The organism is Thiorhodococcus minor, assembly GCF_010820565.1.
Lineage (GTDB): Bacteria > Pseudomonadota > Gammaproteobacteria > Chromatiales > Chromatiaceae > Thiorhodococcus > Thiorhodococcus minor.
Genome location: NZ_JAAIJQ010000001.1, coordinates 98552 through 112688 on the forward strand (window position 1 = coordinate 98552; position 14137 = coordinate 112688).

The window sequence follows — 14137 nt, forward strand, 5'->3', positions numbered from 1 at the left end:
TGGGAAGCCACGCCGACTGGATCTTCACGAACCACTTGCAGACACTTTTAGTGGACTGCGCTTGAATCGCTGTTTGACCCTCGGAAATGGAGTTGCGACATCGTGCATAAGTGGTTAACCCAGTTCCTGTTCTTCTCGCGGCAGACCCGTCCGGATGGCCGACCGCTGTACGCCTACAAGATGAGCGAGAGGACGTACGCGGAGCTCAAGGAGCTGACACGCCAACAGATTCAGACGGACAGGCGCAGGGGGCTGGTGGCTGACCTGGAGCCCTTGTTCTGTCTGTACGCCGCGGAAACCTTCTGCCGGGAGCATAGCGAGGGCCCCTGGGCATGGCGGACCGTCTTTACACACTTGGGGTTGGAAGAGCCAGAGCACTCGGTGATCGCTGACTGGGTGGAGAAGGGGTTGCGATTCTGGAGGCGGAAGCTCCTGCACGATAGCCGTGGCCGGCTCTTTCTAATGACATTGGCCTGTGAGGGCGGACTGCCGCTGCGCTTGCTGGAGCGCGAGAGCACGCATCTCACGCATTACTTCCGCTCAGTCCTTGAGCACTACTACCGGTTCGATCAGAGCGATCAGTCGCTGGCCGAGGCGATTGCCTGCCAACAGGCCCATCGCCTTCCTGCGACCCTTCGACAGCCGCCGGTCTTCCACCTCGCGGGGACGCTCGTCGCCAAGGTTAAGGAGCTGCAATCGCACGTCGGCTCAGCCGCTGATCCGATTGCGGCATTGGACCGCCAGGATCCGAACTGGCGCCGTGATCTTCCGCTGAGGCTGGACGATCAGATTGCACTCTCCCTGCTGACCGGGTTGGTGAATCGTTCCGCGGAGCTGGCGCGTGAAGCAACGGCGCGGTTGCGTTGGCGTGGGTATCTGCGTGCCACGGGTGATGACTGGTCGGTCGAGAAGGTGCTGGAGCTGCCAGAAGCGCCGACGAGCGAGCACCTCGAGTCTTGGATTGTTGGCCAGGCGTCTCATCGGCCTCGTTGGCGTCTTCTACTGAATACCGCTCAGGGAAGTGAGCCGGTTGCCTGGCTGACCCTGATGCAAGGAGAGAGCGCCTCCGCGCACTACCGTCGCGAATGGCTTCGGCGTGGGGGCGTCGTGCTCCGTGGGGCGGCGGTCGTCGAACGGCACGGGTTGAGTCTGCACGACGGCACGCAGGAGCATCCCCTGGTCGTCAGGGATGGTGAGCCCTGGGGGGATGCGCCCTGGGTCTTCGTTGCGCGTGGCGATGGTGCGCGGCTGGACTGGCTGACCGAGGGCTCGGCTAGGACGCGAGCCGCGCAGGTCTGGGTTCTGGCGCCCTCGGATGTGACGCCAAACGCGGAGAAAGGTCGATGCGAGTGCCTGGGGCGGATCGACGTGCTCGACCGTGTCCTCTTCTGCGTTCAGGGCCAGGTTGACTTCCTCACGCCCCAGCAGGATCGGTATCGCATTCAGTGTCAGGCCGAAAGCGATAGCGACTGGAGTTTCTGTGTCGTTGGGCAGACGGTGGCCGCCGCGTTGGATGAGCGCCCCCGCTATCAGGGGCTCCCGCGGATCGAGTGCCTGAATGCGGACGGGCGCCGCGAAGCCAGCCCAACGGATCGACTCCAGTGGCGTCACCGGGGCGTCAACGGCTCTTGGAGTGACGCTCGGCTCACTGCCCAGGGTTGTGTCTGGGTGCGGCTTGTGCGTGCTGACGGCGTCGAGCGCTGCCGGCGCTTGGTGGACGTGGTGCCTTCCGATTTCCGAGCTCAAGCGACGATCGGGACGACGGACCGAGCAGGGCAGCTGGTCTTGAGTGGATTGGGAAAGGGGCGAGTCTCGCTCGGCATCGATCGGCCGACGGGCGTCACCATTGAGGGGACCGAGGACCAGGCGCTGGTGCTGTGTCCGGCGCTGACAGGTGTCTTGCCGCCACTCGTGCTCAGGGTGCACTGGCCCGGCTCGGAGCCGATCATGCTCACCCTGCCATATCCGCAGCGAGGCGCCTTCTTTCGGCTGGTGGGTCGTCCTCTGCCCGACGACGACTGGGTACCTTTGGATCGCTTGGGCGGCTTGCACGCCTTCATTCAAGACACGGCGGGCGGCTGCCGCTATCGGTTGCAGGGCTCGTTCCTCACCCATGACCTATCGGGTCAGCCTTGGGCGCCACTGGGACAGCTTCGTCAGCTGATGACTGACGGTCACCGCTGCTTCTCGACCCAGTTGGCCCCTTTGGATCATGGACGGCTGGAGATTCCGCTCTCGACCTGGCGCGACCGCGTCGCTTCATTCCTGGCCAGCAGCGCCGATCTGGATGCGCAAGTCCGACTGTCGATCATTTCCTCGAGGGGGGATCAGCTGGCAAGCGTTCGGGTGTCGCGCTTCGATGTCGTCATGGAGCCCAATCGTGAGTCGTGCTCTGTGCGTATCCCAGAGGAATCGCAAGACCGTCTTGGCGCCGGTTGGGAGACGCGTGCCCGATTCGAGATGCTGCGACTTTGGGCGCCGGCCGCCGAGTCGGTCGAATTGCAGCCCGACCCAAGTCAAGCCGCCTCCTGGACGATTCCCGCGGAGCTCGAGTCGGGACCCTGGTGGGTCATTGGGTACGATGGCGAGTGGGCTCGCTTTCGGCCCATGCTCTGGGTCGTTCCGGCGCGCGAGGGCGATACGCCAGCGGTCGAGGCATCGCCGTTGGCGGCTGCTATCCTCGAGCCACATCCCGAGCGGCGGCAGCAGGCATTGGGTCTCGCACTGATGGGTCTGGCCGAGGATCCCGACCACTCCGATTGGGCGCTCCTGCTCGAGTACCTGCGGTTGGCCCAGGAGTTTCCGCCGAGCGCGCTCGATGTCTTGTGTGTCTTGGTGACGCATCCCCGGACCCTCGCGCAGGCGCTGATGCGGGCCGATGCGCAGACCTTCGAGACCATTTGGGCCTTGTCGCGTCACCTGCCGTTCCTCTGGACCCTGGTGCCCGTCGACGACTGGCTGGCGGCGGCCGAGCGCTACTATGAGGGGCTGCGCCAGTCGTTGTGTCAGATCGATTCTGGCGAAGACATCCTCTTCGATTTGTTTCAGGCCTTTCGTGGGCGCGCTGGTGAGCATCGGCTCTACTGGCTGCCGCTATGCGACTGGATGCAGCGGTCACTGTTCCGCGGCCGTGGCCGTCCCTTGCCGCCGGACAGCATGCTGAAGGTGGCACGGAGTGCGCCTGGGATCCTGGAAGCGCAGATTGAACCGGCGATCCTCGAGCTTCAGGGGCGTCATGACGCCAACGAGCGATGGCCGGATGGACAAGAGGTGAAAGAGCGCATCGGGGGGCTGCCGCCTTGGGTTGCGCCACACCTCAGCCCACAGCCGGCCTATAGCCTCGCGGTGCGCTCCGCGCCGTTCGTGGCCGCGCACCTGAGTCTGCAGGGTCTCCATGCGAGCCCATCACTCATCCTGGAGCTGCGGTTGCTTCGGGCATTCGACCGCGACTGGTTCGATCTCATCCATGCCATCGCCATGACGATCGGCTTGGCCCAACGATCCTCGGAGTCCTGAGATGGCGAGCACGGAGCCGTTCTTCACCACCCTGATCGAGCAACTGGGGCGCCGGGCGACACGCGCGACGCTCGGCTTGCGCGGTTTCCGCAATGATGCCCTGCGCGAGCACCTGCGATCTATGCTCGGTCAGGGGGCTGGCTTGCCCGACGCCTTTCTTGCCGATCCAGTGTTCGAGGCCAGCTTCGGATGGCGCCAAGCTGACGTCACCCTGGGCGGGCTCAGTGGCAAGCTGCTGCATCCCGATCTGGTCAAGGCGCTGTGTGAGCCGCAGCGACAGGGTCTGAGCGAGGATTATCGCTTCCCGGCGCGTCAGCACCCCTATCGGCATCAGTTAGAAGCCTGGCGCGCCTTGTTGGAGGCGATGCGCTCCATCCTGGTGTCCAGTGGCACTGGCTCGGGCAAGACCGAGTGCTTTCTGATCCCGATCCTGAATGATCTCGCCGCCGAGCTCGCGCATCGCCAACACGTTCCGCTGACCGGGGTGCGCGCGATCTTCCTATATCCCCTAAACGCCCTGATCAAGAGTCAGCGAGACCGTCTGATCGCCTGGTCCGAGCCCTTCAAGGGCGGCGTCCGTTTCTGTCTGTATAACGGTGATACGCCTGATCAAGCCAGGAACGAGTGGCGGTGCGAGGTTCCCGATCGGCGGACGCTGCGCGAGGACCCGCCGCCCCTGTTGATCACCAATGCGACCATGCTCGAGTACATGCTGGTGCGCAACGAGGACCGCCCGATCCTCGATCGCTCCCAGGGGCGGCTGCGGTGGATCGTGATCGACGAGGCGCATACCTACGTGGGCTCGCAGGCGGCCGAGCTGACGCTCTTGCTGCGCCGGGTCATGCAGGCCTTCGGCGGCGATCCGAGTGAGGTGCGCTTCATCGCGACCTCGGCCACCCTGGCCGACGCCAGCGAAGACGCGCGTCGCCACCTCGCGGATTTTCTGGCCGACGTCGCGGGCGTCAGTCCGGATCGCGTGCGGGTCATCGAAGGGCAGCGTGAGACGCCTCCGCTGCCGGAATCCCTGTTGACCCTCAATGAGCCCTGCGCCGATCCGGCGGCCCTTCATGCGCTGGAGCCGTCTCAACGGTTTCAAGCCCTCGCCAGCGACGGGCGGATGCGACGCTTGCGGACGCGCCTGGTGACACAACCGGCGCGGCTCAGCGAGCTGGCGAGCATCCTTTCTGGTCGGGAGGACGCCCAGGCGCGTCGCGAAACACTCGGCTGGCTGGACCTCTGTACGTCTGCGACGACCGAGAAGGGCGTGCCTTTCCTTCCGCTGCGGGCGCACCTCTTCCAGCGCACCATCAATGGTCTGTGGGCCTGCGCCAATGCGAGCTGCCCCGGTTGCGTCAGTTCCGGGCTCGACCGTCCAGATTGGCCCTTCGGCGCCGTCTTTCTCGAGCGGCGCGAGCACTGCTGTCACTGTCGGACACCCGTTTTCGACCTGGTGCAATGCGGCGAGTGCGGTGCGGAGTACCTGGCCGCCGCGGAGACCTTTCAGCAGGGCGAGGAGCGACTCACGTGTCGCGCGTTCGACTCGGATGAGGACGAGTTTCAGCAAGAGCTCGAGCCCTTGGCTGACGAGGATGACGACGAGCAGGAAGGCGAGCAGAGTCTCCCGACGGTTGCGCAGCCCCGCCTGATCACCCGTTCCGAAGACGCGAGTGCGACAGACTGGGGCCTGGAATCGAGCGGACAGCTCGACCCATCAGGGCAGCGCGGCGTGCCTGTGCATCTGCGGCTTCCGGGCGAAGAGGGTTTGGATTGCCCGGTCTGTGGGGAGAGGGAGCGCGGTCGGGCCTTGTTTATGCCGGTGCGTATCGGAGCGCCGTTCTTGTTGAGCACCGCGATTCCTGTCTTGCTCGATGCCCTGCCGCCGATGAAAGGCGCTCAGGAGCCGCGTCCACTCGATGGGCGTCGGCTCATCACCTTTACGGACAGCCGCCAGGGGACGGCGCGATTCGCGGCCAAGCTGCAGCAGGAGAGCGAGCGCGATCATGTGCGCAGTCTGCTCTATCACCACCTCGCCGCCAGTGCCGAAATCGCCGATGCCGGAGAAATCGAGCAAGTTCAGCGGATGATCAAGGATCTCGAGCCCGCAGTCGCGGCGAGTCCGTCTCTCAAGGCCCTGCTCGAGGAGCAACGCGCCAAGCTTGTCAAACTGACCACGCCGCCCGTCGGACATCTGACGTGGATGGATGCCGAGAACAAGATTCTTGGCTCTGAAGACTTCCGGCGTTGGCTACTCCCGAGCATCAAAGAGCTCACGTTCGGGCTGCTCGCCGACGAGCGTCAACTGGTCAGACTCTGTCTGCTCCGTGAGTTCTTCGTACGTCCTCGCCGGCAGTTCTCGCTGGAGGGACTGGGTCTGGCGCAGTTGCGTTATCCGAAGCTCGATCAGGCGCAACCGCCCGCCGTCATGCGACAGCGTGGCGTCAAGCCGGAGGAGTGGCGGGCCTTGCTGCAAGTCGGTATCGACTATTTCATTCGCAGCGGTAGTCCCGGCATCGCCGCTCCGCCCGATGTGATTCGATGGCTCGGGTATCCAGGGCGACCGAGTGTCCTCCTGGCGCCAGGACAGTTGAAGGATCGCAAGATCCAGCGCGCGTGGCCCTCTGCCAGCTCGCCTCACGCCAAGCGGAATCGTCTGGTCCGTTTGATCGGACACCTCTTCAAGCTGGATCTGGCGAATACCGAGCAGACCATGCAGTTGGAGGAGATCCTCAAGACCCTCTGGGACGGCATTCGGCCCGTATTGAGCCAGACCGAATACGGCTTCCACTTGGAGCTCGACAAACAGGCCGAACTCATGGAAGTCCGCGAGGCCTGGTTCTGCCCCGTGACGCGGCGTCTGTTGCCGATCACCTGCCGCGGCATGACGCCCTACTTGCCGGGTGCGCCCGCGCCTGATCAGCTCGCGCGCTGTGAGCCTGTCGAGATGCCCAGAATCCCCGATCCCTTCTGGCTGGAGTCTGCTCCCGAGGCCGCCGAGGCTTGGCTCGAATCGGATCCCCGGGTGCAGAGACTCCGAAGCCTCGGGGCTTGGCCGGACCTGAGTGATCGGCTGGCCGTCCATCGCCGCTATTTTCGAGCCGCCGAGCACTCGGCGCAGATCCGCGGCGCGGATCTGACGCGGCGCGAAACCGCCTTCAAGGCCGGACAGATCAATCTCCTGAGCTGTTCCACCACCATGGAGATGGGTGTGGACATCGGCGGATTGACAGCGGTCGCAATGAACAATGTCCCGCCACATCCCGCCAACTTCCTGCAACGCGCCGGGCGCGCCGGACGTCGCGGTGAGACGGCCGCATTGAGCTTTACCCTCTGCAAGGCGACCCCGCAGGGCGAGGCGGTCTTCCGCAATCCGCTCTGGCCCTTTGTCACCCGGCTTGGGTTGCCGCGCGTTGCGCTCCAGAGCCTGCCAATCGTCCAGCGTCATCTCAATGCCCTGGCACTCGCGGTCTTCTTCCGCGAGCAGTCTGCCGACATTCGCAGACTGCAGGTCGGTTGGTTCTTCGAGGCTTCGGATTCAGCGGCCTCGGCGCCTTGCGATCGGTTCGCCGACTGGTGCGAGACGCACGCCCTGTCTTCCGAGAGGCTCATCGCGGGAGCGCGGATGCTCATCCGCCGGACACCCTTGGCAGGGCGGTCCATGAGCGACCTGCTGAGTGGAACAGCCCAATCCGCACGCGAGTCGGCTGAGCGTTGGCGCCGGGACCTGGACGCGCTGCTCGCCCAGCGGGAGGCGGTCAAAACCGCAACGGGTGACAGCAAGCCAGAGCAGGCGATCGATATTCAGCTCAAGCGCCTGCGGGGGGAGTACCTGCTGAGTGAGCTGGCGAACCTGGGCTTCCTGCCGGGGTATGGCTTCCCGACCAATGTCGTGCCTTTCGTGACGACGACACTCGAGAACCTGATTGGAGCCCTGTCTGCCGAGCGGGAAGACAACCGCTCGCGCCGCGCCGGGTATCCGACCCGCCATCTCGCCGTGGCCATCCGCGACTACGCGCCGGGCACCGATACGGTGCTCGATGGACGGGTCTATCGCAGTGGCGGCGTCACCCTGAACTGGCAGGTACCCGCCGATGCCGAGGCCGCCCCCGAGATCCAGGATCTGCGTTGGGTGTGGCGCTGCAAGAGCTGTGGCGGCAACGGTGTCCGGCTCTCCATGCCCGAGCGTTGCCCACGCTGCGGCGAAGCGGACGGCGGAAAGCTGACGCGCCACCGCTTCATCCAGCCAGCGGGCTTCGCCGTGGACATTCGCGCCAAGCCCGACAACAACTTCGCCGTCCCTCAGTACATTCCGGTACGCGACCCCTTGATCTCGCTCGACGGCGCCGACTGGATGCCGCTGCCGGTTGCGGGATTGGGCCGCTATCGCGCAACGCGCTACGGGTCCATCTTCCACCATAGCGACGGGCTGCACGGGACCGGTTATGCCTTGTGCTTGCGGTGTGGTCGGGCCGATTCCATGCTCCAGGACGAGCGGTTGCCGGCGACCTTCGTCCAGGACGTCGAAAAGCAGGGGCCTTTGTTCCACAAGCGCCTGCGCGGTGGTCGCCTGAACGACAAAGAGACCCACTGTCCAGGCAATGACTCGGACTGGTCCATCCTGCGCGGCGTCCGCTTGGGCGTGGTGAGCCACACCGAGATTTTCGAGCTGCAGCCGCACGATGCCAGCTTCCGCCCCGTCGACCGGACCACGGCCTACACGCTGGCCGTGGCCCTGCGCCGCTCGCTCTGCGCGATGCTCGGAATCGAAGAGCCCGAGATCGGTGCGCTCGCGGCGCCGAGCCGCGCGAATGATGAGGAGTCGACCTATTCAATCTACCTCTACGACACGGCGACGGGCGGCGCCGGTTATGTCAGTCAGGCTCCAAGCCTCTTGCCGGCGCTCATGCGGCGGGCACGGGACGATCTGCAATGCCCCAAGGGCTGTGACGCGGCCTGTCAGGCTTGTGTTCTGACCCATGAGACGCAGCACCATCTCGATCATCTGAACCGCCACGCGGCGTTGGATCTCCTCTCGGACGAGCTCCTGAATGCGCTGGCCTTGCCGCCGGCGCTTCGCGCCTTCGGCTCCGAGACCCAGCTGGAGATGGAGCCGCTCGTCTTGGCCTTGAACCGGGAGGCGCAGCGCGTCGCCATGAGCGAGCTGCGCGTCTACCTGGGCGGTCAAGCCGACGACTGGGAGCCGCTGGCCTGGCGTCTGCGTGACCATCTCACGCGATGGGCCGAGAACGGTACGGTGGTCCGCCTGATTGCGCCGGCCACCACCTTGGAAGGGCTCAACCCCGCTCAGCGTGACGAGCTCGCAGCCTTGACGGCTTACACGGGAGCCGAGCTCTTGCGCATGCCGGAGCAGGATAGGGCGGTTGCTGGTGGTCTACCGCTAATTCTCGAGCTTGGCGGAGCCGATCGACGGGTACGCTGGGCGGTCAGCGACCCCTCAGCATTGGTCCCTCGGCCCACATGGGGTGGTGGTGAGCCAGGTGGTCCTTTCGTACGTGTGACTGATTCCGTTGCGCTCGACACAGTCCCCGACACCTGGCAACACCTCGCCCCGGCCGATCTTCATCCAACGATTCCTGGGTTCGTTGCCATGTCGATCACTCAGGAGCTCGATGGCCCGTCGGCGACCTTTGGTGAGCGCGCTTGGTCCTACTTGGAAACACGGATTCCTCAACTGGCCGAGCGTCTCAATGGGAACCTATCGCTTCGGTCCGTTCACTACGTCGATCGGTACTTACGCAACCCATTTGCAATCCTGTTGCTGCAAAGCTTTTTTCAGGGGCTTGAGTACTATTCGGGTGGCATTAAGAAAGAGACGCCCCTGCGCATCGAGACGACTGACCTGGATCGCTTTGGTACCCAGTCACCACGCCTGTTTCTCCACGATTGGTGCGATGCCGAAGATCGCCGACAAGTTGTGCAAGACTGGCTTGGTGAGAGCTGGTCGGATCTCACATGGAACGAAATGCCGACCCGCGAGCTGCCGCACGCGCGGGAATTGACGTTGACTTGGAGTGATGGCGAGTCCTGGTCGATTCGCTTGGATCAGGGGCTTGGATACTGGCGCACCTCGCGGCTCATTCGCCCGGAATTTCCTTTCGAGGCTGACGTCGCTCGGCAGATTACGAAGCTTCGCTCGAAGAATCTGCGGATCGAGGCCGTGAGTGGCGATTACCCGACGTACTGGTATTGCGGACGGCGAGATTAGCCGTTGGTGGGGAGAGCTGAGATCCAGACAGCCGTCATGAGCTTTCGGGTCAACGAGGTTTGCACTCCACCGTCCGCGGGGCAGGCACGGGCGACTCGCGTGAGCTTCACCCGGACCTTTGCGCCTGCGGCTTGACGTTGATCCACCACGCCCGAGGTATCTCCCGACTCAATGGTCGCAATCAGGACAGCGTAAGGAAGTTTATGCTTGTATAAGAGAACAGATATCTTGACGCCTCGCTTCCGCTTGCACGGTGTCAGCTGCGAGCGACTTGAGCGTCTTCTGCGGCTGGCCTGAAGGGTGTCCGATCAAAGGTCGGACAAGCTCGATTTGGATACCTGCCAACGATCAGGTCTGGCGCGATAAAACCTGTTCTGAGTATGTGATGACTCGATATAACTATATTATTTTCAAATTCTTATTTAGCGATAGAGGAGATTGTGATCTGGTCAAGGCCTCCGCTAGACAGCGTCGTGAGAATGCACCTAATCGTGTTGCAAGAGATATCGCTCAGATGAGTCTAACCGGCAATCTTCGACTGAGATCCCTGGCGCCTATCAAAGTGGCGCATTGTTTGCTTAAGTCTGCGCATGGACTGCTTCTTCATGAAATCCATCAATTTTGAGTTTCTGCGCCCAGATTGGGACGATCTTGCCGCGCTCGGGGGATTTGCCGAGGGCTACGCGGCAACCGATCCTCAGAGTGCCCTGGTCAAGCTGCGCTTGTTCGCCGAGCAGATGGTCTCGGCCATCTATCGGCGTCTCAACCTACCCAAGACTCCCCAAGCCAACCTGATCGAGCTGCTCCAAGGTGCGGCGTTTCGGCAGGCGACCCCGAAGGTCGTGCAGGACAAGCTGCATGCACTGCGGATCGAGGGCAACAAGGCCGCGCATGGCGACCGCGTGGGTGTGACGATCGCCGACGCACTGATCAAGGAGGCCCACGATCTTGCCCGATGGTTTTCCATAGCCCATCTCGGCCGCGCGGCATCGGAGTGCCCGTCATACCAATCGCCACCGCCAGGAGGCGCTGGTGCTGGACTCAAGGCCAAGCTCAAGCAGGAAAAGAAGGCCGCCTTGGAAAAGCTCGCGGCGCAAGAGGCGCAATTACTGGCGCTGCTTAAGGATCTCGAGTCGGCGCGCGAGCAAGCCGCGAGCGCCGAACAGCGCGTCGCCGACCTCCAGGCCGCGGCATCCAAGGGTCAGCGGGCCGCGGATGAGCTGCGGTTCGATGAAGCCGAGACCAGACGTCGCTTGATCGACACCCAGCTCGTGGATGCGGGCTGGTCCGTCGGCCCTAATGGCACGGACACGGAGGAGGTGACGCGGGAAGTGCGGGTGGAGCATCAGCCGACGACGTCCGGCATTGGCTTCGCCGACGACGTCTTGTGGGACGACAACGGCAAGCCGCTGGCCGTCATCGAGTCCAAGCGCACCTCCGTCGACGCCGAGAACGGGCGCACCCAAGCACGGCACTATGCCGATGGCTTGGAGAAGATGCACGGGCAACGCCCCGTCATCTTCTACACCAATGGCTTCGACATCTGGATTTGGGACGACACCAACGGCTATCCACCACGCAAGCTGTTTGGCTTCTACTCCAAGGACAGCCTGCAGTACCTGGTCTACCAACGTCACGGCCGCCAAGCGCTCAACACCTTGTCACCCAAGCGTGAGATCGTCGACCGTGGGTATCAGATCGAGGCCATCAAGCGTGTCACCGAGCGGCTGACCAGCAAACGGCGCAAGGCACTCATCGTTCAGGCCACGGGCACCGGCAAAACGCGCGTCGCGATCGCTTTGGCCGAGCTGTTGGTCCGCGGCGGCTGGGTCAAGCGCATTCTCTTCCTCTGCGATCGCCGCGAGCTGCGCAAACAGGCCAAGAACGCCTTCAACGATTTCCTCAACGAGCCGCTCGTCACCGTCGGTGCCCGCACCGCCCGAGACCGGCAGAAGCGCATCTATCTGGCCACCTATCCGGCCATGATGAAGGTCTTTCAGAGCTTCGACGTCGGCTTCTTCGACCTCATCATCGCCGACGAGTCGCACCGTTCCATTTACAACGTCTATGGCGACCTCTTTCGGTGGTTCGATTGCCTGCAAGTCGGGCTGACGGCAACGCCGGTGGAGTTCGTCGCCCGTAATACCTACCGCATGTTCGATTGCGAGGACCAAGCGCCAACGGTCTACTACTCGTTCGAGCGCGCGGTCGAGGAAAGAAACCTCGTCTCGTTCGAGGTGCACACCTACACCACCGGATTCCATCGGCGCGGAATCAAGTACGACCAGCTCACCGACGATCAGCGTCGGCAGCTCGAAGAGGACGGGGTCGATCCGGAGGGGCTGAGCTACGAGGTGCGCGACCTGGACAAGAATGTCTACAACAAGGACACCAGCCGTCACGTCGTCCGTAACCTCATGGAGAACGGCATTCGCACCGCCGACGGCCAGGAAATCGGCAAGAGCATCATCTTTGCCCGCAACCACGAGCACGCCATGGTGCTGCGCAAGGTCTTCGATGAGCTCTATCCGCAGTATGGCGGCACCTACTGCCAGGTGATCGACAATTACGACCCGCGCGCGGAGCAGCTCATCGACGACTTCAAGGATCCGGCGAATCCGCTCACCGTCGCCATCTCAGTGGACATGCTCGATACCGGTATCGACGTCCCCGAGGTCGTCAACCTCGTTTTCGCCAAGCCCGTCTACTCCAAGGTCAAGTTCTGGCAGATGATCGGCCGCGGCGCGCGTCTCTGCCCGCACTTGTTCGGCCCCGACAAGCCCAAGACAGGCTTTCGCATCTTCGACCATTGGGGCAACTTCGACTACTTCGATTTCCACTATCAGCCGATGGAGCCGACCCAGTCCAAGTCGCTGATGCAGAATCTCCTGGAGGCACGCATCGCCCTCGCGGAAGGCGCGCTTCAGGCGGCCGAGCCGGATGCGTTCGCTGTTGTCGCGCAGCTCATTGCCGAGGACATCAATCGCCTGCCCGAGGAGTCCATCGCCGTGCGCGAAAAATGGCGCACCAAGCGTCAAGTCGGCAACCCCGAGACGCTGCATGCCTGGGCGCCGGCCACCGTCGCGACCCTGCGCGCCGAGATCGCGCCGCTGATGCAATGGGCGAATATCCGAGACCACACCGAGGCCCATGCCCTCGACTTGCTGATTGCCCGCATGCAGCTCGAGCTGTTGCGCAAGTCCGGACGGCTGGACGATTTGCGGATCGACCTGCTCGACAAGGTCAATAGGCTACAGATGCACCTGAATCCGGTGCGGGATAAGGCGCAAAGGATCCAGCAAGTTCGCTCCGCGGGCTTCTGGGAGTCCGTCTCGTTCGCTGACCTGGAGGCCGTGCGCAAGGATCTACGCGAGATCATTCACCATCGGGCGACGGGGAGCGGTCCCCCGACCACAACGGCCAGAATCCTCGACATCCAAGAGGAGGCGAGCCAGGTCCAGACCGGACGCCGCTCGTCCTCGATACCCAGTGTCGACATGAGGGCTTACGAGCGTCAGGTCGAAGCCGCGTTGAAGGACCTGTTCGAGACCGATCCGGTACTGAGAAAGATCCGACACGGCAAGCCGGTTACCGACACGGAGCTGGCCAGCTTGGCGTCACTCGTGCTGACCCAGCATCCGGACGTGAATCTCGCGACCCTGCGCGAGTTCTACGGGGAGGCGGTGCCGCTGGATCACATCCTGCGCACCATCGTCGGCATGGAGCCGGATGCCGTGCGTGAGCGCTTCAACGACTTCCTCTTCGAGCACCCGGCGCTCACTGCCAAGCAGACCCGTTTTCTCGGTCTGCTGCAGAACCACATCGCCAGGTATGGTGCGTTGGCGGTCGAGCGACTGTACGAAGATCCCTTCACCATGATCGATGCCGACGGCATCGACGGTGCCTTCCCGAACGAGGCGGACGCGGATGCATTGGTCAATGTCATCCAGAGCTTCGGGCCAGCCACGCAACCCGACGATAAACCGAGCCCCATGTGAGCCGTTGTGATGAACGAACCCATGAACCCCCCTCGACTTGCAAGCCGGGGCCTTTGAGAGTGCTCCAGACAAACATGAACGCCATCGAACTCGAAGCCAACGTGGACGAGAACAACGAACTCCACCTCAAGCTGCCGGAGCAGCACAGTGGCAAGCACGCGCGGGTTATCGTCCTGCTGGATTCCCCGAAATCTAATGCGCCCGGTAACCTGGATGCCTTCCTCGCCGCCCTACCGATCGCCGCAAAGGGCCGCGACCGTGCCGACATCACCGCACAGGTGCGGCAAGAGCGCGCGGGCTGGGACTGAGCATGGCGCGACTCTTTCTCGACCTGGACCAACGACGACCTCTTGGCCAAGGCCGCCGACGCTCGTCTCGCCGTGTGGGATTGGGCGCGCAT

Annotated in this window: 4 protein-coding genes; all 4 read left to right on the plus strand. The window is 63.5% G+C overall.

The window, feature by feature from the left end; genetic code table 11:
- Positions 1–102 precede the first annotated feature (102 nt).
- The 4 genes from G3446_RS00390 (at position 103) to G3446_RS00405 (ending at position 14045) form a co-directional block, all read left to right on the plus strand.
- Positions 103–3516 (plus strand): STY4851/ECs_5259 family protein, encoded by a 3414-nt coding sequence (locus G3446_RS00390; protein ID WP_164450407.1) that lies wholly within the window; start codon positions 103–105, stop codon positions 3514–3516.
- Position 3517: 1 nt separating this feature from the next.
- Positions 3518–9739: a DEAD/DEAH box helicase gene (locus G3446_RS00395; protein ID WP_164450408.1), complete on the plus strand. Its 6222-nt coding sequence runs from the start codon at positions 3518–3520 to the stop codon at positions 9737–9739.
- A gap of 605 nt (positions 9740–10344) precedes the next feature.
- A complete protein-coding gene (locus tag G3446_RS00400) occupies positions 10345–13737 on the plus strand; it encodes a DEAD/DEAH box helicase family protein (RefSeq protein ID WP_164450409.1) in 3393 nt (1130 codons plus the stop codon).
- Between the two features lie 74 nt (positions 13738–13811).
- Positions 13812–14045 (plus strand): hypothetical protein, encoded by a 234-nt coding sequence (locus tag G3446_RS00405; RefSeq protein WP_164450410.1) that lies wholly within the window; start codon positions 13812–13814, stop codon positions 14043–14045.
- Positions 14046–14137: the final 92 nt, after the last annotated feature.